The following is a 23,484-nucleotide window of genomic DNA, read 5'->3' on the forward strand; positions in this document are numbered from 1 at the left end:
TGGCGCGGCGACCGCCGTGCCTTCCTCAGCGAGCATTCTGTACTCATTGGGAGATGGCATCGGGTCCCCTCACTTTCCGAACAGTCCCACCGCCGACACGCTGCGGTTCGTAAGGTTCAAGCCCGGTCGGTTCGTTCACATTGTTCAGTCTCAGATTGAAGACGCAGGTTGCTTCGGTGCCGTTGCGCAGGGTCCATTGGTAATTGACCTTGTCGACGACGATGTACGGGCCCTCGCGGCGATAATTCACAAGGGTCTCATTGCGCTCGCTATCAACGACATGGATCGCCGGCACTTCCCTTGCTGGATCGAAGCGGAACCAGGTCTTCACGCCGTCGTCGTAGATCACGAGCGGCTTATTTGCCGACGACCCCTTATAGGCATAGGACGAGTTGGCGTTTTCGGCCTTGAAACCCTGCCGGTTCGGCTGCGCCGCCCGAGCCCGGGCTTCGTCCATCAGCGCCGCGTCCGACGCCTCTTCGGGATAGCGAAACTTGATCGCATAGACCTGTTGTGCAACCGGCCGAAACTCGCCGTTGAGGAAGAACACATAGCTGCGCTTGTTCGTCAGGACATTGAGATTCCCACCCGCATTCTTCTCGATCGGCTTCACAAAGAGCACATTGCCCTTCTTGTTGGGTTCGATGCTCCAGGCCGGGACGTCGCCAGCGCCGAGGGTTTCGATTTTCTCGTCATCGCCAAATTCGATCATCGTCGAGGCGCCATAGCTGGCCGGCACCGACACCACATCGTCCTTCTGATACCAGACGAAGCGAATGCGACTGTCACGAGATCCCGCCCGAGGGGTCTGTTCGGCAAGGGCCGGCTGAACCGCGCAAACGCCGAGCCCGATTGCCATCAGGATGCCGGCGACCTTCATTGCGGTGTCTCCGCAGTGGGTGCCGGCGCCGTCTCCTGATCGCGCCGATATTCGAGCACCTGGAAGCCGAGCGGATTTTCAAAGCGGATCTCGTTTTTTGCCGGCACGCCGGTGTAGCGGAACCGGATCAACGACACCCAATGCCGCTGCACGGTGTTCGCTTGGCTCTTTTCCTCCGTCATGAACCTGACCAGGGCGGTCCTTTGGTTGGGAAATGTCACGGACTTCACGGTCACAGCCACGACGGTGTTTCGCCCGTAGAGCACGACGGGGTTCGTCACTTTGTTCGCCGGGCTGAAAAGCTCGACGAGCTCCCTCGAGGCATCGCCGGCGCTCAGCAATTGCGCGAGATCGAAGTTGTCCTTCAGCGCCTTCGGATCGTAGGTCTCGCGAGCCTTCACATAACGGACGATATCGAACATCCCCATCGACTCGTCCTGCTGCAAAGGACCGTCGGCGAGCGGCCGCTTGACCTCGACAAACCCGGTGGATTTGTCGACCACCACCATGTAGGGCTCATAAGTCTTGAGCGGCAGCGCAAGGATCAGCGCACCCACTGCTGCAACGGCAATGACCGAGGCGACGCTTGCCACGCACCACGCCAGAGATCGCGACCAGCGATTGCGTCGCGCGATATCTTTTTCCCAGATTGCCGCATCCACATAGTAGGGCAAGGGAGACTCGGATTCCTGCGCCGGTCGCCCAGCGCTTTCCTTCACATCGCTCATTGGTGCCCCAAACCTATCCGGGATCCGTCAGCTTTCGGGAAAGCCGTGCATATTCCGCTGAATTCTCAAACCTTCTCTGTGCGAGGCTCACGCGCGCCCGCTCGCGACCCGCCAGGCGTTCCTGCCGCGTGCTCCAGCCCAAGCGTCCCATCAGCCTGCGCTGACCGGCTTGGCCCATCGCTGCGAAGGCGCCGCCGTAGAAGCGCCCAAACGAAGGTGTTCCAATACCAATTCCGCCTGCGAGCGAGGCGGCAACGTTGGTGATCTGCGACAGCAGCAGCACACCGACGAGGCAGATCAGGATCAGCGGCGCGGCTTCGGTCAAGGTCGTTGTCGCAGCACCATTCGACCGGTTGACCGCGTCGAAATAGGTCTGGGTGATCGAGATGAAGAAGGCACAGAAGGCGTAGACCAGAATCTGCACACACATGTACTGCACGATCGCGGTTACCCAGCCGGCGAAGAACCGGGTCGTGTAGCCGAACAGCATAAGAATGATGAACACTGGGGCGAGTGCCAGCAAAAGCCAAAGAAAGATCTTCGACAGGATGATGAGGAAGATCGCATAGCCGATGAGCAGCGCGCCGACAACAAGGATGATCGCCGCCAGTACGTAGCCGCCGAAGTTCAACACGCCAAGGCTCTTGATAAAGGCGGCGGTGGAATTGGCGAGCGAATCCCAGATGTTTTGCAGGGCCGTCTGCACGGAGTTGACGGAGTTCAGCCCGGCCGATGTCCCGGTCACATTGGCCGAAACGCTCGTGAGAAGGCTGTTCCCGATCGCGGCAGGTGTCTCATTCGCGAACGAATAGGCATATGTTTGAAAGTCCCCCCAGCTCGTCGCCAGAGCGTAGATGACGAAGGCGCGGAACAGGCGCCAGATCATCTCTTTTCCCGATCCCGTCGAGGTTCCCTGCCAGATGCTGATGGCCCAGACTATCACGTACAGCGTCAGCATCAGGCCGGCGACGCCCCCCTGTCCGCCGCCGGTCAGGGCCGACGCCAGGTTCTGGTAGGCTTGCGATACATAGTTATTGCCGAACTTGTCGACCTGTTGCAGAAGCGTGGTGATATTGAAGTTCATTTTTTCGACGTCCCCCCTGGAAACAGAGATGGATCGCTATTGAGTGCCTTCATCGGACCGCACTCGAATGGCTTCTTCGCTTCTGTTCCTTGTTCGGGCGCCGCGAACGCCATCGGCTGCATCGGTCCCTCGTCGCGCGAGCATGGAGCCTTGAGCGGCTTGTGGCCACATCCGGAGGTCGCGACAGCGCCAATGATGGCGGCCGCTGATAGAAGAAAGCGCACCGTCATTGGCCGGACTTGTATTCGAGCCCCCGCGAGGCCTGCGTGATCAGGTTCATACGATCGATGTTTTCCTGATTGGCGGCCGCCGTAGCGGTATTCACCGCGCCGATCAGTTCGTTCACGGTCAGACCCGTTTGCACCATGATCTGGCTGTTCTGATCGATCGAGCCCTTGATGTCCTGCGCCGTGCCGATCCGTTGAGCGCCCGACTGAAAAGCGCTGGAACGGGTCTTCACCCCATTTTGCGAGGAGTCCACCAGCCCGGTAACAGTGGCCGCGACGTTCACCAGGGCGCTGTAGTTCTTATCCATCTGCGTCGTCTGGCCATTGATCAGGCCCGAAATGGTTTTCACCAGCTGCAAGCCATTGATCATGTTCGAAACGATGCCCTGCGATCCATTGCCGAGGCCGGCGAACGACAACGAGCCGCCCGAGATCACGCTAGCAAGCGAAGGCGCGTCCCCCATGGAGAAGCCGCCATTGCCCAAGGCCATCTGCGCGAGCTGGCCGGCCTGGCTCGACCGGTCGCCCGTGACGGCCTGCAGCGTCTTTTGCGTATAGTTCATGATGTTGCGGTCGGTACTGAGGATCTCGCTCGTGGCCGATGCAATCTGCCGAGCCTGTTCCAGATTAGCCTCGTCGATCGTAGGCACTTGCGCAAAGGCGATACCGCCAAGACCAAGCAAGAGTGCCGCTGTTAACGGAATTCCACGCATAGCGCATTCTCCTATTGAGCCTGATATTGCTTGACGGCCGACAACAGTTCGTCGGTCGTCATTGTGACGGGGGCGCTGTTGGCGTCCCTTTGGATTTGCGAAAGCGCGGGCGAGACGTTTTCAACCGTGTCGGTCGTGCGCGGCGCCGTGCATGCGCCGTCCGTCGACGGGCAGCATGGGTTGCCGGCCGTGCCGCCGCCGCTTGTAGCCCCGGGACAGCTTGTCGAGCCACCCGAGCCAGGCGGCGGGGACGCGGGAGTGGGCACCACCAGGCCGGAGGATCCCCGACTTGTCAGTGTGGCAGTGCCGATGTTCCGCACGTTGAAAGCTTGGGCGAAGAACCCTGTCGCCTGGATCACCTCGTTGAAGGTCAGCCCGCCTTGGGCGCGGATTGCGCTGTTGCTGTCGAAGGCTTCCATGACCGTTTTGTCGGTCCCGATATCCTGACCCATGGTCTCGAAGGACTGCTTATTGGGAGCCACCGTTGAGATGCTGCCATTCATGCCCCCTAGAATCTGACTGGTGATATCCAACTGGCCCCTTTCATCGGCATTGCCGCCGACAGCGCCAGATCCCGACCCGGTCGAGGCGAACGCCGAAGAGCCCTTGATGTCCGGATTGGCCTGTTCCAAGGACGCCTGGCCACTCGCCGGATCGACCGAAGCCTTCGGGCTCTTCACGTTCTGCGCCTTTTTGGGCGTCGTCACCGAGCAATTGACGCCCTGCGTGGCGGACTTCGTGTCCTCCTGGATGAGCTTGATCTGAACCTTGTCGGCCTTGTCCTCGCTCCGCTGCGACAAGATCGGGCTGTCAGAAACCGGCACGGCCGCCATCGCCGTCGATCCCGGGAAAATCGTCACAAGGGCGGCCATCGCGCCCATAATGGTCTTCATTCCGGGTCCCTCCCAAGAAAGATTGGCAACCAAACCTGCGGATCGTCGCCGACGCGCGCGCGCAGCGCGTCGAGCTCCTGAACCGTCTCAATTCGACCGGAGAGGATCTTGATCGCGTCAGGCATCGCGCCCAGATTGAGGCGCGCAATGACGCTGTCCTGATCATGCTTGATCAGGAATTTGCGGGCTTCGGGCGGGGTTTCGCGGATCCATTTGATCTCGCGCTCCGACAGCCCGAACGCCCTGTGCGATTCCTCGTCGGCCTTCGGGTTGGGGAAAAAAATATTGGTCGGCGTCTGTTCGATCAGCGTGTTGGCAATCGACGACTTCACAATATCCGCCGCGGACTGCGTGCCGAAGCCGATGATGCCATTCAGCTTGCGAATGGTTTTCAGCTTGTCCTTGATGAAGTAGCTGAAAATATCATTGTCCAGGAGCTTCCAGCCTTCATCGAGGAAGATCATGACCGGTTGCCCGTCAAGCAGCTCCTCGATGCGATGGAAGATATAGAGCAAGGCCGCGGTGCTGGTCGTTGCGTCGCTCAACACGCTCGTCATGTCGAAGCCGAAAATGGACGACATCGAAAACGAGTCTTCCGCGTTGTTGAACAACCAACCGCGCTGATCCGGCCTCATCCATGGCTGCAAGCGCGAATAGAGATCGTCATCGCCGGCGCGCATCGCACCGCGCAACAGCTCGGCGAACTCCTCCATGGTTCGACCTTCGGGCGGCGCGCTCGCCACTTGGGCGATCGCGTTGCGGATGACTTGCTCCTCGCGCGTCGAGTGGGCGTGTCCGTCGGATCGACGCAGCATGAAGCTGAAAAGCTGGAAGAGGAATTCGCGGTTGCGCGGCGTATCGGGCAGGCGCAACGGATTGAAGCCGGAAGGCTCCCCGGCCTTCAGAACCTCATAGCGGCCGCCAAGCGACCGCACGAAGATATCCAGGCCACGATCCTTGTCGATCATCACCAGCTTGGGGCGCGGCGTAATGCGCTGCGCCTGTGCCGCGAGAAAGCCGAGCAGCACCGTCTTGCCCGAGCCCGAGGGACCGTTCAGGGTGAAGTTGCCGAGGTCTCGAACATGGAAGTTGAAGAAGTAGGCCGTTTGCGACGTCGTCTCCAGGACGCTTATCGGCGTTCCCCAATGGACCCCGCCAGTCCGGCCGCTCGGATAGTTATGGAAGGCCGAGAAGCCCGCCATGTTCTTCGATGAGATCATCGACTTGCGCGCCACATAGGCGAAATTGCCAGGCAGGGTGGCCCAGAACGCAGGTTCACAATTCAGGTCCTCGCGAACCCACAGGGCGGACACCTCCGTCAGCGCCGTGCCGACATCGGTCACGCAGCGCGCCACGTCGTCCATGGTTTTCCCGAGGCACAGCACCGTCAGATGATGCAAGCCATAGAGCGCTTCCGAGGACAGAAGCTCATCGCGCGCTTCACCGAGTTGATCGGCCACGATCGAGCCGGCTTCATCCGACATGTCGATCTTGCGCCCGACCCGCTCCATCTGGGTCAGCGCCTGGGGCTTGTCGATGATGGCGAAGGATTGCGTCACGATGAATTCGTGCGGCACCTTCAGCATGGGGTTGAGCATCCCTGGTCCCGTAATGGAGGGGTACTCGCCGACCGAAATGATGGCGCCGTATCGCGTTTCGCCAGGGAACGCCCCGCGAATTTCCAGCGCATTCGGGCCAAAGAACAGCCGCTTCGTCGCTAGCGCCTCCGCGAGTTTCATGCGCGGCAGTGCCATCGGCCGCGGCGATCCGCCATTGACGAGCTGCACCAGGAATTCCAGCGGCTCGGAATGCCAAACGTCACTGCGCTTGACGACGGTGAGAACCCGCGCGCCATACGCCTGCAGGCTCTCTCGGACGGCTTTCATCACGTCCGTGAGTTCGATCAGCGCCCGCTCCTCGCTCGAAGAGCGACCGTCCGCGGCCCTTCGTCCCAAAAGCTTGCGGATCACGAGATCCGCGGTCCCGACCGTGCCTTGCAGCTCGCGCCGCACGATCGTCAGGTAGATGTCGTTCACAAACGTGCGCTGGGTGCGCAGGGCCGCCGTGTAGCGCTGATCCAGCTCTTGGCAGAACTTATTCTCGAAGCTCGACTCGATCGCCGGCTTCACCTCGCGGCGCAGGATATGCGAGTAGATCGCATAGCGGGAGTTCGCCAACCCCCGAATGAGATCGTTGCGGCCGAGCAGGCGCGAATTGATCTCGGCGATATCGATCGTCTCGAAGCACAGTCCGCTCATGTGAACGAAGGACATCAACATGCCGTCCTGCGTCTTGATCACCTCGTCGGACACATGCCGCGAATAGGGTATGTGGGCCGAAACCGGATTCTCCCGACGAGACACGGCCCCGAAACTCAGTTCATCGTGAAGAGCCCGTGCGATCGCCACGTCACACCCGGTAACTGCGCGCCCCCCAGAAGCTGGCGCTCCGGGGCGGCATCTTTCGTGAACGGATGAACATGATCTCGATGAACATGGGATCGCGCATGATCGCGATCCTGGTAACCGCATAGAGCGGCACGCAGATACAGAGCATGATCAGATTATGGGTTGCAAGGAACACGACAGCGGTCAGCACGCCGATGAACCCCGCTAGCTCGTAGGGGATGCCGAGCACCGTCGGCGCTCGGGTCAAGCCCTTGACCAGCGGAGTGATCAACAGTCTGGGCTCGCCAGGGTCGATCCGGCCGTCTGCCATGCCGATCACCTTCCGACCGCGGATTGAAAGAATTCGACGATCTGGGCCGAGCCGAAGACCAGCACGATACCCAAGACCCAGCTTCCGGCCACAAACCATGAAAGGCGTGCCGCCCAGGCCATGAAGCCCATGAAAATGCAGAACAGAACCGCCAAAGCCGTCGCGATCGGCCCGGTCAAGGTCTGCACCAACGTCTGCAGCGTGCTTTGCACCGGCTGGAGATTTCCGCCCCCAGCCATCGCTTGCGTTGCCAAGAGCATGAGCGGCATCGCCACACCAGTGCCGCGTGCAGCAAACATCTTCCACAAGGTCATCAAAGCTTCTCCTCAGTCAAAGTTTTGCACCATCCCGCCTTGCCAGACCGGCGCCGTCGCTTCGCGAGACTTCATTGTGCTGCCATTGCGGGAATTGGTGCGGGATGTCGGATCATTTCGTTGATCCGGTGCAACGGCCGCAGCCGGTTGAACGCCGGCCAGGTCAAGGCTCACCGCCCCGGCGGGCATCACTGCCTCAGACCCGACCGATGGCCATTGGTAGAAATCGTTGATGACGTTGGCGACGTAGCCAACCGTCTCGGGGTAGGGCGGCACGCCCTTATATTTGAGAACCGCGATCTCGCCGGCATTGTAGGCGGCGAGCATGTATATCGGGTTCGGAAATTTGCGATGCAGATCCCGCAGAAAGCCGATCCCACCTTTCACATTGTCCGCTGGATCGCAGATATTGACACCGTAGCTTACCGCCGTGGACGGCAGAAGCTGCATCAGGCCATAGGCCCCTTTGGGCGATAGCGCGCCGGAATTGAAGCGGCTTTCGGCCCGGGCAACCGCGAGGACGAGGGGCGGGGCAAAGCCTTGCTGGCGCGCGACCGCTTCGACGATCCGCTGTCCTTCTTCCTTCGACAGGGCCGCGACGCCGGGGCATGGGTTGTCAGCCAAGGTCGATGTCACCGTAGCGGCCGCGCGGTCAGCACCTCCCGCCGCACCGATCCGCTGCACGGCCTGGCTTTCAACCTGGTAGGCCGGCATCACCCGGCCATTCACGTCGACGGCAGCATTAACGCTGCGCGTGGCAGGTGCTGTAACTCGGTCCTGGAATTTCTGCGCAGCTTCCTGTGCAGACGCCGCTTGGCACGTCGCCAGGATCGCACCCGCTGCAAGTACCGCTTTGCGGGATCGAATCATTAAAATAATCCTGCGCCGTTGCCGATTCTGTAATGCGGAATTAATACAATGAATCGATGAACTGCAATCGCGAAATTGAGGCAGGCACAATGAAAATGAGCAAGGTTCTTCCCGTTGTGGCGTTTTTGCCGACCTTGGCGGCTCTGTCCCCGGCGCCGGCCCATGCTGATGATTTTGGCTGCAAGGTCTTGCTGTGCATCCTCAACCCGCAGGGTTGGGCGAGCGTCGGGGAATGTGTGCCTCCGGTCGAGCGCGCTTTCCGTATGGTCGCGCATGGGGAGGCCTGGCCCCAGTGCCCCGAGGCCGGCAGTTCCGGTCGTATCGGATATGAGAAATTCAAACCCTGCCCAGACGGCACGATCGCCGTCTCGCCCGAGACGGAATCGAGCGGGAGCGACAACAGCTCTCGCTCACAAACTGTCTACAAGCCCGACAATAACGGCGCTTTGTGTGCTGCGCGGAATGCAACGAATGCCTCTTGGGGCACGAACGCGAGAGGTTCGGGTTACGGTGCGCGTCCAACATCGGCCGTGACGCGGCGCGAGCAGAGGACGGAGCCAAACTATCTCGATCTCACGACGACCGACGGCAAACAACGGTTCTGGTTCAATCTGAGCAGGTATCAATAATGAAACCTGGCTTCGCCGCCGCCGGCATTCTCGCGGCCGTCCTCGCCAGTGTTCCGGCACTGGCCGAGGACAAATCCAACCCCTGGTTTCCGATCCCCGCCACAGCATCGTTCAGCACCGGCGACAGCTGGACCTATGCCGGTGAGACCCACCGTCTCTACGGCGTTCAAGCCTGCCTGCGAGGCACATATTTCACAAATAGGGCAGGGGGGCATGTCGATTGCGGGGAGGCAAGCCTTGCAATGCTCGTCTCGCTCATCCGGGATCTCAAACCTCAATGCTACACGGCCGCCTGGCAGGCCGCGACCAAAACGCGCTTCGTCGTTTGCGTCGCGCAGCCTACTTCAGGATCCGCGGCCGGTTCTCGCATCGATCTCGGCACGGCGCTGATCTCGACCGGCTGGGCGTTCGCGGCTGTCACTCCGAACGGCGCTCCGGTCCATGCTCCCTATATCGTCGCGCAGGAGGTCGCTAAAAAGCAGTACCTTGGCCTGTGGCAGTTTGCCGACGTGCCCGATCCGAATGCCATCATCCTCCGCGATATCCGAAACGCATCTAACCAGGCTGGTCAGTCTTCGAATCCGCCTGCAAATCGATAACCGGTCCCCGGCGCGTTGGATCATACTGTACATTCTGCTGAGGCCATTGGAACTCGGGACGTCGCCTTGCGCAAAGGCGTCTAATCATTTGCGTTACCGTATCAGGCAGATCGCAGACCTGATGAAACAGGCGGACGGTCTGTGCGCGGGATTGAGCGGTTGCTGGCGCGTTGGGACTGTTAGAGTTTGAAGCGGCCAAGGCGCCGATCGTTGAGGCGGTACTGCCAGATGAGGTTCGGATCCTTGGGGTTGACGCCGAATGTCGACCAAGGGGAGCGATCGGGCTTTGCAGCGTCATGTAAAGGAAGATCGTCATCACAGCGCGACAGCTGAAACGAGGAGGGAAGACGATAACGTCCGAGTTTGCGCGTCAGAAACGCGATGACACAGACGGCGGCGAGGGACAGGATCAAGAAAGCAGTGGAAAAGCTGAGCATGCGAAGGCCGGCTTCCTGATCGGGCAGGGCGAAGAAAGCGAGCACGCCGCCGGCGAAAATTGCGAACGCGAACCTCATGAACATGAGAGAGAGCCTCCTATTTCGATGTTGATCATTATAATATCACAGATCGGCCGTCATTATAATGATCAATGGAGATAGGCTGGCCCCTCATGGATCAAGCGTCTTTCGACGGCGGGCGGCATGGTGCCGCTTTCGGCGGTACCGGCTTCAGACTGCGGCGGATTACCCGTCGCCTTTTCAGCTCGAACAGGGATAGAGATTGGATCCTCGCCAACTCCGCGGGGCCAAGCCTTGAGGTCCGTTTTGAGCGTAATCGGCAAATGCGAATCGTGAGCTGCGCAGCCGCCTAATATCGTTACATAGCCGGGAAATCATCCACGCTCTTGAAAACAGCGGCGTCGAGGTTTCGCTTATGGTCGACCTGAACCAGGTCATTCAAAATGGTATGGGGCAACAATTGCAGGGCCTGCCTGCCGCGGGGCCAGAGAACAGGGTTGTCCCGGATGATCATTTAATTATTCATTTTCAACAGGGGCATGCAGATCGAAATGCTATCGTGTTTGGAATGATTTTAGCGGCGGCTAAAAGCTATACGACGTCACTTTACGGGAGTATGGGGACGATGCGCGACACTTTGATAGGCCAATGAATCATCGTTTCGGCTAACAGCCTGAGCACTAGACATTTTACAGAAAATGGCCGTCATATTCCGACCGATAAGCAGGAGTGCAACCGTGCCGATATTTAAAAACAAGACAGAAGACAGCGATGGTTGGCTTTCGATCCTGCTCGCGCTGCGACTTCGCCAAATCGAGAACGAGTACCCGGACTATGCGAGTTTTGCCGACGCTACGGGGCTATCGCGCGGCACGCTCTACCAGTTGCGGACGGGGAAGGGGAACCCGACATTCGTCACCCTGGAGCGGCTGGCACGGCATCTGAAGGTGCCGGTGTGGACGCTCGTTGGTCGGACTGGTGACGACGACAGCGTGAAGCGGGACATCGAGACGTTCGGCTTCAACTTCAACGAGATTGCCCGGCATATCGAGGCCACGCGTGCTGTGAAGCGCTCGATGACGGAGTTCAGTGGTGTACCTTCTTTGAAAGAGGCAGTCAGCCCCGCTGGGGCAACCTCCGAGAAGAAGCGGCTGCCTCCGGCCAAAAAGGGACGCAGGACAAGCCAGTAGCATACAAGAAAAGTAGAATCTGCTAAACTACCAGCGTAGATTCATTTGCTACGATAGGCAGAAAATATATTTTATATTTCTTTGACTCGCATCAGGAAATCCGCCAGCGTCGATGTAATGTTATCATTTTGCTGAAGGGTCCACGATGCAAGCGAATATCTGGCAAGTCGCAGGAGACGACGCGCTTTATAGGGAGGCGGCAGCGTTCGTCGATTGCCACCCGAAACCATGGGTGGAAGAGGTTTCGGAATTTCTGCGGAAGAAAGGCAAGCCCGAGGCAATCACTTTGGTGATCGGACAGTTCATCGTGGCGGCTCTGTTCGAAGGACGATACGCGGATCTGCTGTACTGGTCGCTGGTTGCGGCCGAAGTGAACTGCGTTGTGATGGAGCAATGGCCTGATGATGTGCGCCAGGAGCTGGCGAGCCATCTGAAACGGGGATTTGGAAAGCTCTCGTCGCGAAATCTCTCCCATTGAAGGAGGCGTGCCGACGGCGTGGCCTTCAACGGGAAGATGGGGTTACACCTGACCAGAGGCGACATTGATATCGTTGCCGGTCGGGCCTGGAGCGGCAGAGGCGAGTTTTGTGTCGCCTCCTGTATTGAAATCCCCCGGCCCCAGGCACGCGGCCATGTCACCTTCTTGGCAGCTGGCGTCGGCCATGGAGCGTGCGTTCTTCGCCATATCGCAGATGGTTGTCCCGTTGATATCGGAGAATCCGCTACAGCGGCCTGAGCGAACCATCTGCTGGCAATTGCCAGTCCCCAATTGAATACAGGCCGCAATAAATGAGCCATCGACCTTCTGACCGTCGAAGGTCCCCATCTGGATGAGCTGCTTGACGGGCGCGGAGTTATAGCCGTCGTTTGTAAGCTTGGCCCAGGTGTCGACCTGAAACTGGAGGGATTGGCAGCCAAACTCGGAACGCGACATGCCTGCGTAGTTTTTGATGTTGGTGTTGTTCAGCTGGAAAATGCCGGTGCAGCAAGAGCCATTGTAGACGCCTTTGTTGCCGCCGGATTCGAAGCGACCGAGGCCGCCAAGGCTGCACGATGTGGTTTTCAGCTCGTCGTGCAGGGACGAATTCTTCACGGCATCTGTGATGTACTGTGCGGAGTAGTCGGTGCGCTCGCAATATTGTGCGCCGGCTGCATATGCTGCCGTCACCGAATTGCAGACTAGAAGGCCGGCCGCAAGGACGCTGCTGAGTTTGGAATAGAGACGATACATAGGAATGCGCCTCATGGAAGCTTGGCGCTGGTTGTGCATCGAGACCACTCCTTGCCGCCGACGAAGGAACGAAAATCGATCTCTTTGGCGTTCGCTTTGACGTCGATTTCGGTTCGATCGTTACGATTGGCCTGGGGTCGATCGTCGTCGGACAGATCGACGTAGCAGGCTTCCGCGCGTGCAATGATTTTGCCGCTGTCTGGATCAATGATGCGCGCCTCGCATAGGTCAGGCTCTATGGAAGAGCCGGCGTTGTTTGCGCCAGTCTCGCATTTGCGGGTCGAGGCGATCGAGACGATGAAGGTATGCGATCCGACTTTGATGGGCTTCGACAGGATATCGAGTGGCGGTATCTGCCCGGCCGGAATGGTTCTGTGCAGCTCGTCACGCCAATAGGCGGCTTTCGAGGCGATGATATCGGACCATGCGGTCTGTATGGCCGGCTGCGCGTCTGTGGTCGTGAGCGACTGGTAGCCTAGAGGCTCCCATGCGTGTGCGGAGATGGCAGACATGGGGATAATCGCGAGGGCGGCAAGCGTGGACATGGTAAACCTCCTGACACCGCCGTGGCCGCCGCCAGGAGCCCCGGTCAAGGCCGCGCATCGCAGGTCGTGAGGGAAGCCTTGATCCGCTGTCGCTGTCGATGGCCGGTGGCAGGCTGGTGTACTGAATAAGGTCAGGTTTTCCATGTCGATCATGGTTGCGCTCCTTCCGAGTATCGAGGTTGCCGGAAACACACCGGGCATCGCGACTTCCTCTAGGGTTGCGGGACAGGGACCCGGAATTGGCATTCCGGGGCGATTTCACCTTGGAATACGATGCCGGCGCGAATGCTTTTGGCCTGAACATCATATGCACCCATCGCACCATTCCGAGCGAGGTCGGGGCGGACGTTGTTCGGTTGCGCGCCATATTCGATGAAACAGCCGGAGCCGGCGTCAGCGACCGTTGATCGGCCGTTCTGGTAGATCGCCAAGCGCATGGGACATCGTTTCAGCGTGGCATTGCCGACAGGATCGGCGCGGATCGGCGAGCAGCCGGTGAGCGTGTGCAGGACCGAGAGGACGACGGTTTTGGTCGGGCTGCGAACGACGATGTGACTCTCGGAAGCCGGCGCGTTGGCGACCGCAAAGCGCGTATCGCCTTTGGCCGCGTAGGCGTCGTTGTTCTTCTTCAGTCGGTCGGCCCATAGGGACGCGTAGGGCACAGCTTCCGAGTTCGGGAGTTCGAGATCGGCGTAGGCGACGGCGCGCCAGGCGTTCGGATCATGCGTGAGCGACTGAGCCGAAGCGTCGGGTGCCAATGTAAGGGCAGCCGCGACTGCGATAAATGTCAGGCGTCCATGCATTCCTTACCTCGCTTTTATGCCCTATGATTAAATCAATATCGTGATGATTGTCGAGCGTGATATTTGGATGGGACAAGAAGTCCGGCTATCGGGGCTGGATGAATTGCGAGGCCTGGCGATCGGGCTTGTGGTGCTGTCGCATGTCGGGCCGGTCTTCGGAGAAGGCGGGACGGCCGCGGCTCTGCTGTTTGCGCCGGCATGGAGCGTCGGGGTCGACCTGTTCTTTGTGATTTCCGGCCTGGTGGTGGAACGCTCATTGCGAAGCCTGCGCCTCGAGCGGGGAGCGCTCGAGGCGGCCTTCGCCTTCTATGTCAGGCGTGCTATGCGGATCGTGCCGCTGGCCTGGTGCGTCGGCGCCATCCTCTCGATCGGGTTGATCCTGCCGGGAAGCGGCGTTGAGCCTGCAGACGCGAAGGCGGCATTCGCCTTCATCTCGAATGCGCATTGGGCGCCCTGTTTCGGGGGCGCCACAGGATGCGGGAACGCCTTTGCGTTTGGACCATTCTGGTCGATCGCCGCCGAAATGCAATTTTATCTACTGGCTCCGCTCCTGGTGTTCTTGCTACCGCGGTGGGCGCTCGTCGCGCTAGCCGGACTCGTTCTCGTGGTCGGGGCGTACACGCTGCGGCCATGGGGCGGGACGCTTTGGACATTCCGCATCGATGCAATCGCGGTCGGGCTGGCGATCGGAGCAACCATGGGCACAAGCGCATGGCCATGGCTGGCGGAAAACCTGCTGGCGATCGGTAACATGGAAGCGGCGTTCTGGATGACGGTCGGGGCCTTCATGCTGGCGATCTTGCCGCCGGCGACACATGGCGTGGCGACTGCCGCACTGGCGCTGACGTGCGGGTGGATCGTGACAAGGGCGACCTTGCGGAATGGTTCTGTGAACTGGCCAGGGCGGATTCTGCGCCGCCTAGGAGGCATTTCGTATGCGCTCTATCTGATCCATCTGCCGGTGCTGGCGCTGTTCAACTGGTCCGTTGGCCAATTCCTGGGCGCTCCGGCGACGGCAACGTTCTCGATCGCGATCGCGATCGGGCTGTCTCATGTACTGACAGCGGCGATCGGAGATCCGCTCCGCCAGCTTGGCCGCCAATGGTCAAATCGAACAGTCCGGGAGGTGTCGCCGTGACGGAAGAAAATCGTCAGTGGTCGCTTGGTGGTGAAGATGTCGATCAAATTCCGCGAGGAGCGAGGGCGCTGGCGGAGCAGCTATTGACCGAGACCGACGGCGATGCCGTGGCAGCGCTCGTCGCGGCATGCTGCGTCATTGGAGCCATGCGCTCGGCGGTATCGAGGGGTATGGTGCGCAACGGATCGCCGTCAGGGATCAATATCGCGCAAGTGCTGGACGTGTTCGTACGAAACGAGCCCCCAGCAGAAGAGCAGAGCCTAACCGATAGATGACCTCGACCGTGAAGTAGCTGCGATGTTGGGAGGCTGTGCGGCCTGCCGCTCGCTCCCCCAGAATGCTGAACGCACGATACCAGCAGAATCTTCGTGGGCGACCGTCGGCAATGCCGAGCACTAACACTGATTTCGCCAGGAACGAGATTGAACTATTCTAGAGCCTTGCGAAACACTTTGGCCGAACGACAGATCGATCTCGCATAGCGAGTGCCTTTGAAATAGTCGCTCGCCGGGCCTGTTCTTCCTAAAAGAAAGGTGCGGGAAGGCATGATTTTCGGCCGGAGATGAGCGTGCGGCCTCCGTGCTGAAGGTCGCCATGACTGCTGGCGCGACCACACGCAATACGCTCGAAGTCGCCGAAGACGGCCGTCGCCATCTTTGAACTGGGATCTGCACGAAAGAGGCGTGGTGGTGAATCGGCACGCTGCGTGACGACACATCCGGAGCGTCGTAAAAGCCGCTCGTAGCGTACCTCTCATACGCTGCGGACAATCTTGGCGACGCCGGCGCCTTGCCGTTGGTTTGGCCGTCGGCTTCTGTGCGCGTCTGGCCAGCCGACACGCGGCAGTGTGACGGCCGCCGCTTAGTAGCGGTTGCCGAACCAGCCCTTGCTCTTGGGTGGCGAGGGTTCCTGATAAGCCCACGGGACGGATTTGTAGGACGGCCTCGGGTCTTGGACGCGCCAAGCCTTCTGCCAGTAGTAGAAATTGAGGGGTACTCGGGCGAGCACGCGACCATCGGCAGACAGGAGGTCGGAAGCGCAGGCGACGACGGCGCCCTCGTAGTATTGCACGCGGCCGGTATAGCCGTTGAGCGCTCCGGGCCGGCACGCAAAGACACGAACGCCTGCAGCGATCGTGTCCGGGGCTTCCGCAGGGACGGAGATCGTCTTGATGCCTTCCTCGGTGATGAGCGTGCGCACAGGCACTGAGCTCCAATGCGAGCGGCGCAAGGCGTTATTCGCCTGAGCTTCGGTCGGGTAGCCGGTTCGCTGGGTAATGACCGGCGGGAAGCGGCCCCAGTCGGGCGCATATTCTTGCCGGCTGCGACTGACGCGATCCGGTTTCCAATAGGAGTCCGTAACCGAAACGGGGCCGGCCGAATGTGAAGCATCCGGCACTCGCTCGGCGCAACCGGCGAGCAAGGCCGCGGAGGCGACGAGGTGGAGGATGTGACGAAAAGAACGCATGTCGTGCTCGTGGGTCATGGGTTTGCAGGTGAGGATTTCCGGTGGAGCCAAGGCATCTGGAAGGTGCTGGCCCAAATGCCGCGATGGGTTATGCGAGCCTGATGCTCGATCTGGGCGTAGAGGCGGATGCGACGATCGGGATCGTCGGGGAGGGTGACGCCTATACCGGCTTTCAGCATTTGGCCTGCGACGTCGGCCATTTCGCCGGTCGCGCAACGCGCGACGATGACAGCTGCGTCTTTCCGGACCGGCAAGCAGACAAGCCATTTTTTCAAGGTGGCGGTTACGAGCTATGCCATGGCGACAACGCCACAAGGCCACGCCTGCTTTCCCAGCGTCGCGGTCTGGCCCAGGTCGCAGCCGTCGACGCCGCGATAGGTGCACGAAGCAAAAGTTGATTGCCGGCTCCCCATGGGCCACTCCTCTTCAGATTCATTGAGTCAGTAAACTATCTTGCAAATCGCTGTGCAAGTGTCTCTCACTCATATCCCGCGAGGGGAGGAGGGTGCTCGTATCCGGATCCGCGCCCGATGGGCCGGGTAGGGCCTCGGTATCGAGCTGACGCGGGGCCATCAGGCAATCGATACTCTGAATGCGCGCTATGCCGCGGCGGTCGCAGCGGCATCCGCTGGACGAACTCAGCGGCTTCGTGGGCGGCCTTGCCTGATGTCGCTGCGCGCCTCTCGAAGCCGCTGTTCGAGCGCTAAATAGCGAGCCGTAATCGAGTTCAGCTTTGTGAAAAACTGCCTGCTCTGCGCAGGGTTGCCCGGCGCAGGCGGAGGGAAGAAAGCAAAAAGAGCTTCCCGGTCAGCGTCCAATTGTTCTAGCTCCGAGCAGAGACGGCAAATTTCGTGGTCGTCCGTTGCGGAACGCTGATGTGATGCACGGCGGTTGGCACGTGTGGAGTTAGTCTGCCGAGCCACATCGTTTGACGAAAGTACAATCGCATCCAAGGCGTTTCCTCCACGCCGGGTTGTGGTCATCCAATCTGGAATAATGCGGGTTGCAACCTATGTATACTGGCGGTTTTGCCTGTCACTTTTGACAGGACGTGAGACGCTGGAATCCAGCGAGGAGCAACGTAGTTAGATAGCCGCGCGACTGGCTTGCAGAGGCACGTCGATAGCAAGAAGGCAAGCTGGATATGGCGCAATTTGACTCAAATTTTCACGACATGACGGAGGGTATTCGCGCAGTTGCCTCTCCTGCGGACGCAGCGGACCTTCTGAACACAATTGTCGAGAGTTACGGCCCTTGAGACGGCGGCCTTTCTTACCGTCAGGCCGGTTTACGAGGAACCGAGTAAGCCGTTCTGTGTGACCACCTATTCGCCTGAGTGGGTGAAACGCTACATCGAGAAGGATTTTTTCGACATCGATCCCGTGCTTCGCTACGGGCTGCGTGCTGTGACATTGGTTGATTGGAAGGAGATCGACCTATCGGACAAGGCCGTGCGCACGTTCTTTGGTGAAGCGAGGCAACATGGTGTCGGGAAGCATGGCGTCACGTTCCCGGTTAGGGGTGTCGACGGCGACCGCGGCATTCTGAGCGTGACGAGCAACGAGAACGCAGCGGCGTGGCAGGCGTTCCTCAAATCCGAGGTTCGCGACCTCCAGCATCTCGCCGGCGAATTTCACAATGCTATCGGTCGAATCCAAGGAAGGCGACTCCATCGGACGGTCTGCTCCGATAGAGAGATCGAGTGCCTGAAATGGTACGCGAGGGGAGAGAAGGTCAAACGGACCGCAGAGAAACTGTCGCTATCCCCTCGCACGGTCCGATTTCATCTTGATCTGGCACGGGCCAAGCTGGGTGCCAAAAGCTTGGCCCATGCGGTTGCGATCGCGGCCGAGCGCGGCCTTTTCTTTCAAAGACTGTTCTGATCGGTAGCCAAGCGCTTCGCGGAAGCCGCCGGCAAACTCGTTCCGTTTCGTGAAGCTGGGAATGATAGAATGACTGGATCATGGGAAAGAAGGGAGACGTCGCTCTGGACAACCTGATCAGGAAGGCACCGCAGGGGGAGAATGCTGGCCAAACCAAGTGTCCTATTCGCAAACCACCCGGTACCGCTTGCCGGGCTCGCTGATGTTCTTGCAGACAAGCGGCTTGTGTGGCTCGGAAGAGGAGAGCGGAGGACTTGCGGCCGGCGATGCCCGTCGGTTTGATGTCTTGAGACTAGCCGTACGGCGCGGTTTGAGCCGTTCCGGCTCCTGTGGCGCAACCGGAAACACGCTGGTTTCGATCTGTTGCCGCCGCAGGCGTAGCGGCTCTTTGTCAAAGAATCGCCTGGCATCAAGCGATCTCGGAATAATCACCGTACCATCATCGCTGTGCGCGCAGCCGCTGCCCAACAGTAAGGCCAGCCCCAAGAAAAAAGGCAGTATCCGTCCAAACATAAGCATAATCCTTGGCGGGCATACCCCGGCTTGCGGGTCGCCGACAACCGGCGCAATGGACACGAAGAAAGGGCGGCATCGATGCCGCCCTTTCCGTATCTGAGGGCTGAATGGGTTCGATTAGAAATCCAGGCTGCCCCTCAAACCCGCTTGCGGGTTGAGCATTGTCAGTTGATGGCGTGCTTTATGGAGTTCTCATTGCGAATGATCTTATCCGAAAAGTCTGCAACTTTTCGGGATCATTCGTCAATTAGAAGTCCATGCCACCCATGCCACCCATGCCACCCATGCCGCCCATGCCGCCGCCGCCCATGCCGCCAGGCATGCCGCCGCCAGCCGACTCCTTCTTCGGAGCCTCCGCGATCATGGCTTCGGTGGTGACGAGCAGGCCGGCGACCGAGGCCGCGTCCTGGAGAGCGGTGCGCACGACCTTCATCGGATCGACGATACCCATGGCGATCATGTCGCCGTATTCGCCGGTCTGGGCGTTGTAGCCGAAGGTCGCGTCCTTGTTCTCGAGGATCTTGCCGGCAACGATCGAGGCTTCAGCTCCGGCGTTGGCCGCGATCTGGCGGGCCGGAGCCTGCAGCGCACGGCGCACGATGGCGATGCCAGCGGTCTGGTCGGAGTTGGCGCCGACCGCCTTGATGCTCAGCGAAGCGCGCAGCAGGGCGACGCCGCCGCCAGCAACGATGCCTTCTTCCACGGCCGCGCGGGTCGCGTTGAGGGCGTCATCGACGCGGTCCTTCTTTTCCTTGACTTCGACTTCCGTCGCACCGCCGACGCGGATCACCGCAACGCCGCCCGCGAGCTTCGCGAGACGTTCCTGCAGCTTCTCCTTGTCGTAGTCCGAGGTGGTCTCCTCGATCTGCTGCTTGATCTGGGCGACGCGGCCCTGGATCTCGGCCTTCTTGCCGGCACCGTCGACGATGGTGGTGTTCTCCTTGGAGATCGACACCTTCTTGGCGCGGCCGAGCATGTTGAGGCCGACGTTCTCGAGCTTGATGCCGAGGTCCTCCGAGATGACCTGGCCACCGGTGAGGATGGCGATGTCTTCCAGCATGGCCTTGCGGCGATCACCGAAGCCCGGCGCCTTGACGGCGGCGATCTTCAGGCCGCCACGCAGCTTGTTGACGACCAGCGTGGCCAGGGCCTCGCCTTCGACGTCTTCCGAAATGATGACCAGCGGCTTCGAGGTCTGCACGACGGCTTCGAGAACCGGCAGCATGGCCTGAAGGTTGGACAGCTTCTTCTCGTGCAGCAGGATGTAGGCGTCTTCCAGATCCGCAACCATCTTTTCGGCGTTGGTGACGAAGTAGGGCGAGAGATAGCCGCGGTCGAACTGCATGCCTTCGACGACTTCGAGTTCGGTCTCGGCGGTCTTGGCTTCCTCGACGGTGATGACGCCCTCGTTGCCGACCTTCTGCATCGCTTCGGCGATCATCTTGCCGACCGACTCGTCGCCATTGCCGGCGATGGTGCCGACCTGGGCGACTTCCTCGGAGGTCTTGATCTTCTTGGCGTTCTTGGTGAGGTGGGCGACGACTTCGGTGACGGCGAGATCGATGCCGCGCTTCAGGTCCATCGGGTTCATGCCGGCGGCAACCGCCTTGTGGCCTTCCTGGACGATCGACTGCGCCAGAACGGTCGCGGTCGTGGTGCCGTCGCCGGCGATGTCATTGGTCTTCGAAGCAACTTCGCGGACCATCTGCGCGCCCATGTTTTCGAACTTGTCCTCGAGCTCGATTTCCTTGGCGACGGTGACGCCGTCCTTGGTGATGCGCGGGGCGCCGAACGACTTGTCGATGACGACGTTGCGGCCCTTGGGGCCGAGCGTGACCTTCACCGCGTCGGCGAGGATGTTGACGCCGCGCAGCATGCGCTCACGGGCATCACGGGAGAATTTTACGTCCTTGGCAGCCATGTTTAGCTCCTGGCAGGGGCTCGCAGAGAGCCCGAAGATGAAGATTCAGGTGAAAGAGAGGCCGATATTCAGCCGATGATGCCCATGATGTCGGATTCCTTCATGATCAGAAGGTCTTCGCCATTGAGCTTGACTTCAGTGCCCGACCACTTGCCGAACAGGATGCGGTCGCCGGCCTTGACGTCCAGCGGAACGAGCTTGCCGGCTTCGTCACGAGCGCCGGAGCCGACAGCGATGATCTCGCCTTCCTGCGGCTTTTCCTTTGCCGTGTCGGGGATGATGATCCCGCCGGCGGTCTTGGATTCGGATTCGACCCGGCGAACGACCACGCGGTCATGAAGCGGGCGGAACTTCGACTTTGCCATTTTTTCTTCCTCGATGAGAACGGTGAGAACCGTCCCTCTATCCGGCGAAGCCGGACAAACCAGTACGCCCGGCGGTTCCGGACATTAGTTAGCACTCATCAATGGCGAGTGCTAACACCGCGGGGGATAGGCTCCTGGCATAGGAGAGTCAAGACGCTCTTGAGGCGATTGCAGACAGCCGGTATGATGATTTGGCCGGCTGTCTTATTGCGACCGCAGCGCCCAGCAGTGGCCATCGTTCGGCGAGCCCGTAGCTGCCGGTCAGCTCGAGACCGAGATCACTGAGATCACTGAAAGGTCTTGGCGTCACAGATCGGTCGAAAAACGGCGCTTCTGCGAAGCAGTAAACCGCCCCGGCGGCTTGGCAGCCCCATGACTGAAATGGGGTGCGGGCGGAACGCACTACTCAGCCGCCCGGATCGATGATGCGAAAACAGGCCTAATATTCCGTAAACAGGAAGGCTGGCGACGCACCGATTGCAATTGCGCTGACGTGGGGTAAGCTTGGCCCGTCCTGGATCGTCGATCCCATTGCAGATTCGGGCACTCCCGATCTTGCCGCCTTCGGGCGGCCCTTTTGTTTCAATGACACGGAGCCGTCGGCAGCAGACTGCTGGCGACGGCCGACGGTGTGACACCGACAGCCCTTCCTCGACTCCCGCCGCAATTGACGGCGACATTCCCGATGTCAAAAAAACGCGGATCCCTGCGCCGATGTGCTTGAGGCCCGTGGTGATTGCGCCGACGTCGCGATTGCCTGCAGCGTCAGCGCAACTGAGTGCCTATGGCGAAGGGACCGGCATCCGCGTCACGGTTCCTCCGTCCAACTGCTGGCAATAGATCGCGAACATCTCAGGACAAGATTTCCAACAAGTCCGCCTCAAGCGGCGTCCAGTCGTTCTGTGCCAGCGCGCCACGGCGCTCGAGCGCCGATAAGACGTCGGCAAACTGCTGCTCCAGCGGTACCGCCGAGGACCACCCGTAGGCATTCATAAAGCGGCTCGGGTCGACCGCGCAGTCGATATTGCGGAAAGGAAACCAGGCTCTTGGCCTTCGCTCGCCAGCCGCCGAGCCGACGCAATGCATCTTGACCTCTCGGCCCGCGACGCGCGCCAGAAGTACGGTCAGCCCGGCCGATGTCACCAACTCAGGATCGGCGAGATTGTAGGCAGCGAAAATCGGCCCGAGTGCATCCTTGGTTCTGGACAACCAGGTCGTGATGGCCGCGCCGAGATCGTCTTCATGCAGAAACTGATAAACTGAGCTGCCGGAACCGGGCACCAGAACCGGGCGCCCATGCCGGATGCGTCGGAAAAACCAGCTTTCGCGATCGAGATCGTTGTTGGGGCCGAATATGTAAGGTGGGCGAAATGTCGCGCAAACGGGAAGCGCGCCTCGCGATAGACCTCTTCAACCTCGACCTTGCCGCGCCCGTACTCGGCCCAGGCTGACCCGCCACCGGCCGGGGCGATTTCCCGCGCTGGGGTCGCCGCCCCATCGGAATAAACCGCGGCGCTCGAGATGACTGCCGCCCGCGTGACCCGCCCGGCCAAAGCCGTCACCATGATGCGAGCCTGCTCGCCGGTATAAGCGTTGGTGTCGATGACACAGTCGAACTCCCGGTCGAGTAAGGCGCTCGTGACGGCTTTGGCGTCGTTGCGGTCGGCGATCAGCTGTTCGACTCCGATGAGCGGGCGAGTACGCCGATTGAGCACGCTCACCGCGTGCCCTTCGGCGACCAAGGCACGCACCACCGCGTGTCCGACGAATCCGGATCCCCCAATAACCAGCGTTCTCATGCCTCGTTGCTCCAGGCTCGCAATATCAATCCCCCTTCAGTGTCCGGCGGGTCGGCAGCGTTTCTTAGATCAGGATTGTCGGACACCGGCCGTTCCTGAGCCTGGCTTGGAGTTTGACGCGCCAAATCTCTTCTGTTGGTCGGAACCGCGGGGAAGCCTGGAGACGTAGCGCATTGATGCGGAGGATTTATGAACGGCCATCATGTATCGTGGTTGTCTAATCGCAGATCATTGATCAAGTCTTTTTTGAATAGCCCGAAGACGCCATTGCTGTTTTTTTGGACAGACAGCGAACAGGAGGCGATGTTACGATCGCGCGGCCTGGTCTTCTTCGCGCTGTTGATGATCGTTTGCCGGGAGGCATGGTTGTCTTCGCGGTCGACATCCTGTTCGCCGCATTATGGATATTCGCAAGGCGAGGCCTTCCAATGTAATTAACGCAGTTTGCGTGGACGTTACGCACCTGCAACCCACGATAGCGGAATGGCCCGACCTACGTCCCGGCAGGGACGT

27 protein-coding genes and 2 pseudogenes are annotated in these 23,484 nt (G+C 60.1%); 9 read left to right on the forward strand and 20 right to left on the reverse strand.

Annotation, left to right across the window (positions count from 1 at the left end):
- Positions 1-43 precede the first annotated feature (43 nt).
- The 10 genes from virB9 to D3227_RS34090 are packed head-to-tail and all read right to left on the reverse strand — an operon-like array spanning position 44 to position 8,427.
- A complete protein-coding gene (virB9, locus tag D3227_RS34050) occupies positions 44-880 on the reverse strand; it encodes a P-type conjugative transfer protein VirB9 (protein WP_095204882.1) in 837 nt (278 codons plus the stop codon).
- Positions 877-1,608: a VirB8 family type IV secretion system protein gene (locus D3227_RS34055; RefSeq protein WP_120018526.1), complete on the reverse strand. Its 732-nt coding sequence runs from the start codon at positions 1,606-1,608 to the stop codon at positions 877-879. Before D3227_RS34055 ends, virB9 begins: the two co-directional genes overlap by 4 nt.
- A 13-nt stretch (positions 1,609-1,621) precedes the next feature.
- Complete coding sequence (locus D3227_RS34060; RefSeq protein ID WP_120018527.1) at positions 1,622-2,692, reverse strand: TrbL/VirB6 family protein; 1,071 nt, start codon at positions 2,690-2,692, stop codon at positions 1,622-1,624.
- Positions 2,689-2,922, reverse strand: a complete 234-nt coding sequence (locus tag D3227_RS41330) for a hypothetical protein (protein ID WP_147377759.1) — start codon at positions 2,920-2,922, stop codon at positions 2,689-2,691. The genes D3227_RS34060 and D3227_RS41330 overlap by 4 nt, the downstream gene beginning before the upstream one ends.
- A complete protein-coding gene (locus tag D3227_RS34065; RefSeq protein WP_120018528.1) occupies positions 2,919-3,632 on the reverse strand; it encodes a type IV secretion system protein in 714 nt (237 codons plus the stop codon). Before D3227_RS34065 ends, D3227_RS41330 begins: the two co-directional genes overlap by 4 nt.
- Before the next feature lie 11 nt (positions 3,633-3,643).
- Positions 3,644-4,513 (reverse strand): hypothetical protein, encoded by an 870-nt coding sequence (locus D3227_RS34070; RefSeq protein ID WP_245452022.1) that lies wholly within the window; start codon positions 4,511-4,513, stop codon positions 3,644-3,646.
- An 8-nt stretch (positions 4,514-4,521) separates the two neighbouring features.
- Positions 4,522-6,888: a VirB4 family type IV secretion/conjugal transfer ATPase gene (locus D3227_RS34075; RefSeq protein WP_245452023.1), complete on the reverse strand. Its 2,367-nt coding sequence runs from the start codon at positions 6,886-6,888 to the stop codon at positions 4,522-4,524.
- A 46-nt stretch (positions 6,889-6,934) separates the two neighbouring features.
- Positions 6,935-7,243 carry a VirB3 family type IV secretion system protein gene (locus D3227_RS34080; RefSeq protein WP_095204906.1) on the reverse strand — a complete coding sequence of 103 codons (309 nt, stop codon included), beginning with the start codon at positions 7,241-7,243 and terminating at the stop codon, positions 6,935-6,937.
- 5 nt (positions 7,244-7,248) lie between these two features.
- The gene (locus D3227_RS34085; protein WP_095204888.1) at positions 7,249-7,557 is read right to left on the reverse strand and encodes a TrbC/VirB2 family type IV secretion system protein; all 309 of its coding nucleotides are present in this window, start codon (positions 7,555-7,557) and stop codon (positions 7,249-7,251) included.
- Positions 7,558-7,569: 12 nt separating this feature from the next.
- Positions 7,570-8,427 (reverse strand): lytic transglycosylase domain-containing protein, encoded by an 858-nt coding sequence (locus D3227_RS34090; protein WP_120018531.1) that lies wholly within the window; start codon positions 8,425-8,427, stop codon positions 7,570-7,572.
- Between the two features lie 89 nt (positions 8,428-8,516).
- Between D3227_RS34090 and D3227_RS34095 the strand changes: the two genes are divergently transcribed.
- Together D3227_RS34095 and D3227_RS34100 are read left to right on the forward strand one after the other, a co-directional pair.
- Positions 8,517-9,056 (forward strand): hypothetical protein, encoded by a 540-nt coding sequence (locus tag D3227_RS34095; RefSeq protein ID WP_147377760.1) that lies wholly within the window; start codon positions 8,517-8,519, stop codon positions 9,054-9,056.
- A complete protein-coding gene (locus tag D3227_RS34100; protein ID WP_120018533.1) occupies positions 9,056-9,655 on the forward strand; it encodes a thermonuclease family protein in 600 nt (199 codons plus the stop codon). Before D3227_RS34095 ends, D3227_RS34100 begins: the two co-directional genes overlap by 1 nt.
- A gap of 179 nt (positions 9,656-9,834) precedes the next feature.
- Here D3227_RS34100 and D3227_RS34105 read toward each other — a convergent pair whose 3' ends face one another.
- Positions 9,835-10,176, reverse strand: a complete 342-nt coding sequence (locus D3227_RS34105) for a hypothetical protein (protein WP_120018534.1) — start codon at positions 10,174-10,176, stop codon at positions 9,835-9,837.
- A gap of 352 nt (positions 10,177-10,528) precedes the next feature.
- Between D3227_RS34105 and D3227_RS41335 the strand changes: the two genes are divergently transcribed.
- From D3227_RS41335 to D3227_RS34120, 3 genes are all read left to right on the forward strand, one after another.
- Positions 10,529-10,765, forward strand: coding sequence for a hypothetical protein (locus D3227_RS41335; RefSeq protein WP_147377761.1), 237 nt, complete (start codon positions 10,529-10,531; stop codon positions 10,763-10,765).
- Positions 10,766-10,811: 46 nt separating this feature from the next.
- A complete protein-coding gene (locus D3227_RS34115) occupies positions 10,812-11,303 on the forward strand; it encodes a helix-turn-helix domain-containing protein (protein WP_245452024.1) in 492 nt (163 codons plus the stop codon).
- A 145-nt stretch (positions 11,304-11,448) separates the two neighbouring features.
- The gene (locus D3227_RS34120; protein ID WP_095204893.1) at positions 11,449-11,781 is read left to right on the forward strand and encodes a hypothetical protein; all 333 of its coding nucleotides are present in this window, start codon (positions 11,449-11,451) and stop codon (positions 11,779-11,781) included.
- A 42-nt stretch (positions 11,782-11,823) separates the two neighbouring features.
- Here the strand turns inward: D3227_RS34120 and D3227_RS34125 are convergent, their stop codons facing one another.
- From D3227_RS34125 to D3227_RS34135, 3 genes are read right to left on the reverse strand one after another with little or no spacing between them, the layout of a single operon-like run.
- A complete protein-coding gene (locus tag D3227_RS34125; protein WP_245452025.1) occupies positions 11,824-12,573 on the reverse strand; it encodes a hypothetical protein in 750 nt (249 codons plus the stop codon).
- Positions 12,546-13,232, reverse strand: a complete 687-nt coding sequence (locus D3227_RS34130) for a hypothetical protein (RefSeq protein ID WP_245452026.1) — start codon at positions 13,230-13,232, stop codon at positions 12,546-12,548. Before D3227_RS34130 ends, D3227_RS34125 begins: the two co-directional genes overlap by 28 nt.
- A 59-nt stretch (positions 13,233-13,291) precedes the next feature.
- Complete coding sequence (locus D3227_RS34135) at positions 13,292-13,882, reverse strand: hypothetical protein (protein WP_120018538.1); 591 nt, start codon at positions 13,880-13,882, stop codon at positions 13,292-13,294.
- A gap of 67 nt (positions 13,883-13,949) precedes the next feature.
- Here D3227_RS34135 and D3227_RS34140 point away from each other — a divergent pair, with 67 nt between their 5' ends.
- Positions 13,950-15,020 carry an acyltransferase family protein gene (locus tag D3227_RS34140; RefSeq protein WP_120018539.1) on the forward strand — a complete coding sequence of 357 codons (1,071 nt, stop codon included), beginning with the start codon at positions 13,950-13,952 and terminating at the stop codon, positions 15,018-15,020.
- Positions 15,017-15,295: a hypothetical protein gene (locus D3227_RS34145; protein WP_120018540.1), complete on the forward strand. Its 279-nt coding sequence runs from the start codon at positions 15,017-15,019 to the stop codon at positions 15,293-15,295. Before D3227_RS34140 ends, D3227_RS34145 begins: the two co-directional genes overlap by 4 nt.
- A gap of 586 nt (positions 15,296-15,881) precedes the next feature.
- Here the strand turns inward: D3227_RS34145 and D3227_RS34150 are convergent.
- Positions 15,882-16,487: a hypothetical protein gene (locus tag D3227_RS34150; RefSeq protein WP_245452027.1), complete on the reverse strand. Its 606-nt coding sequence runs from the start codon at positions 16,485-16,487 to the stop codon at positions 15,882-15,884.
- 101 nt (positions 16,488-16,588) lie between these two features.
- Here D3227_RS34150 and D3227_RS34155 point away from each other — a divergent pair, with 101 nt between their 5' ends.
- Together D3227_RS34155 and D3227_RS34160 are read left to right on the forward strand one after the other, a co-directional pair.
- The gene (locus D3227_RS34155) at positions 16,589-16,885 is read left to right on the forward strand and encodes a hypothetical protein (RefSeq protein ID WP_147377762.1); all 297 of its coding nucleotides are present in this window, start codon (positions 16,589-16,591) and stop codon (positions 16,883-16,885) included.
- Between the two features lie 837 nt (positions 16,886-17,722).
- The gene (locus D3227_RS34160) at positions 17,723-18,370 is read left to right on the forward strand and encodes a helix-turn-helix transcriptional regulator (protein WP_120018543.1); all 648 of its coding nucleotides are present in this window, start codon (positions 17,723-17,725) and stop codon (positions 18,368-18,370) included.
- A 763-nt stretch (positions 18,371-19,133) separates the two neighbouring features.
- Here D3227_RS34160 and groL read toward each other — a convergent pair.
- From groL to D3227_RS44530, 5 genes and pseudogenes are all read right to left on the reverse strand, one after another.
- A complete protein-coding gene (groL, locus tag D3227_RS34170; RefSeq protein ID WP_120018545.1) occupies positions 19,134-20,807 on the reverse strand; it encodes a chaperonin GroEL in 1,674 nt (557 codons plus the stop codon).
- 68 nt (positions 20,808-20,875) lie between these two features.
- A complete protein-coding gene (groES, locus tag D3227_RS34175; RefSeq protein WP_006203049.1) occupies positions 20,876-21,172 on the reverse strand; it encodes a co-chaperone GroES in 297 nt (98 codons plus the stop codon).
- Between the two features lie 852 nt (positions 21,173-22,024).
- Positions 22,025-22,318 carry a hypothetical protein gene (locus D3227_RS41975; protein WP_167480979.1) on the reverse strand — a complete coding sequence of 98 codons (294 nt, stop codon included), beginning with the start codon at positions 22,316-22,318 and terminating at the stop codon, positions 22,025-22,027.
- Between the two features lie 105 nt (positions 22,319-22,423).
- Positions 22,424-22,528 (reverse strand): annotated as a pseudogene (locus D3227_RS44525) (NAD-dependent epimerase/dehydratase family protein); the annotation flags it as partial.
- Positions 22,529-22,575: 47 nt separating this feature from the next.
- A pseudogene (locus D3227_RS44530) lies at positions 22,576-22,971 on the reverse strand (NAD-dependent epimerase/dehydratase family protein); the annotation flags it as partial.
- Between the last annotated feature and the right edge of the window lie 513 nt (positions 22,972-23,484).

Origin of the sequence: Mesorhizobium waimense, from assembly GCF_003601975.1 — a bacterium.
In the GTDB taxonomy this organism is placed as follows: domain Bacteria; phylum Pseudomonadota; class Alphaproteobacteria; order Rhizobiales; family Rhizobiaceae; genus Mesorhizobium; species Mesorhizobium waimense.

Bases quoted from the DNA above. Each gene is read 5' to 3' on its own strand.
- virB9 (WP_095204882.1), bottom strand. From the start codon at position 880: ATGAAGGTCGCCGGCATCCTGATGGCAATCGGGCTCGGCGTTTGCGCG.
- D3227_RS34055 (WP_120018526.1), bottom strand. From the start codon at position 1,608: ATGAGCGATGTGAAGGAAAGCGCTGGGCGACCGGCGCAGGAATCCGAG.
- D3227_RS34060 (WP_120018527.1), bottom strand. From the start codon at position 2,692: ATGAACTTCAATATCACCACGCTTCTGCAACAGGTCGACAAGTTCGGC.
- D3227_RS41330 (WP_147377759.1), bottom strand. From the start codon at position 2,922: ATGACGGTGCGCTTTCTTCTATCAGCGGCCGCCATCATTGGCGCTGTC.
- D3227_RS34065 (WP_120018528.1), bottom strand. From the start codon at position 3,632: ATGCGTGGAATTCCGTTAACAGCGGCACTCTTGCTTGGTCTTGGCGGT.
- D3227_RS34070 (WP_245452022.1), bottom strand. From the start codon at position 4,513: ATGGGCGCGATGGCCGCCCTTGTGACGATTTTCCCGGGATCGACGGCG.
- D3227_RS34080 (WP_095204906.1), bottom strand. From the start codon at position 7,243: ATGGCAGACGGCCGGATCGACCCTGGCGAGCCCAGACTGTTGATCACT.
- D3227_RS34085 (WP_095204888.1), bottom strand. From the start codon at position 7,557: ATGACCTTGTGGAAGATGTTTGCTGCACGCGGCACTGGTGTGGCGATG.
- D3227_RS34090 (WP_120018531.1), bottom strand. From the start codon at position 8,427: ATGATTCGATCCCGCAAAGCGGTACTTGCAGCGGGTGCGATCCTGGCG.
- D3227_RS34095 (WP_147377760.1), top strand. From the start codon at position 8,517: ATGAAAATGAGCAAGGTTCTTCCCGTTGTGGCGTTTTTGCCGACCTTG.
- D3227_RS34100 (WP_120018533.1), top strand. From the start codon at position 9,056: ATGAAACCTGGCTTCGCCGCCGCCGGCATTCTCGCGGCCGTCCTCGCC.
- D3227_RS34105 (WP_120018534.1), bottom strand. From the start codon at position 10,176: ATGTTCATGAGGTTCGCGTTCGCAATTTTCGCCGGCGGCGTGCTCGCT.
- D3227_RS41335 (WP_147377761.1), top strand. From the start codon at position 10,529: ATGGTCGACCTGAACCAGGTCATTCAAAATGGTATGGGGCAACAATTG.
- D3227_RS34115 (WP_245452024.1), top strand. From the start codon at position 10,812: ATGGCCGTCATATTCCGACCGATAAGCAGGAGTGCAACCGTGCCGATA.
- D3227_RS34120 (WP_095204893.1), top strand. From the start codon at position 11,449: ATGCAAGCGAATATCTGGCAAGTCGCAGGAGACGACGCGCTTTATAGG.
- D3227_RS34125 (WP_245452025.1), bottom strand. From the start codon at position 12,573: ATGCACAACCAGCGCCAAGCTTCCATGAGGCGCATTCCTATGTATCGT.
- D3227_RS34130 (WP_245452026.1), bottom strand. From the start codon at position 13,232: ATGATCGACATGGAAAACCTGACCTTATTCAGTACACCAGCCTGCCAC.
- D3227_RS34135 (WP_120018538.1), bottom strand. From the start codon at position 13,882: ATGCATGGACGCCTGACATTTATCGCAGTCGCGGCTGCCCTTACATTG.
- D3227_RS34140 (WP_120018539.1), top strand. From the start codon at position 13,950: ATGGGACAAGAAGTCCGGCTATCGGGGCTGGATGAATTGCGAGGCCTG.
- D3227_RS34150 (WP_245452027.1), bottom strand. From the start codon at position 16,487: ATGCGTTCTTTTCGTCACATCCTCCACCTCGTCGCCTCCGCGGCCTTG.
- D3227_RS34155 (WP_147377762.1), top strand. From the start codon at position 16,589: ATGCTCGATCTGGGCGTAGAGGCGGATGCGACGATCGGGATCGTCGGG.
- groL (WP_120018545.1), bottom strand. From the start codon at position 20,807: ATGGCTGCCAAGGACGTAAAATTCTCCCGTGATGCCCGTGAGCGCATG.
- groES (WP_006203049.1), bottom strand. From the start codon at position 21,172: ATGGCAAAGTCGAAGTTCCGCCCGCTTCATGACCGCGTGGTCGTTCGC.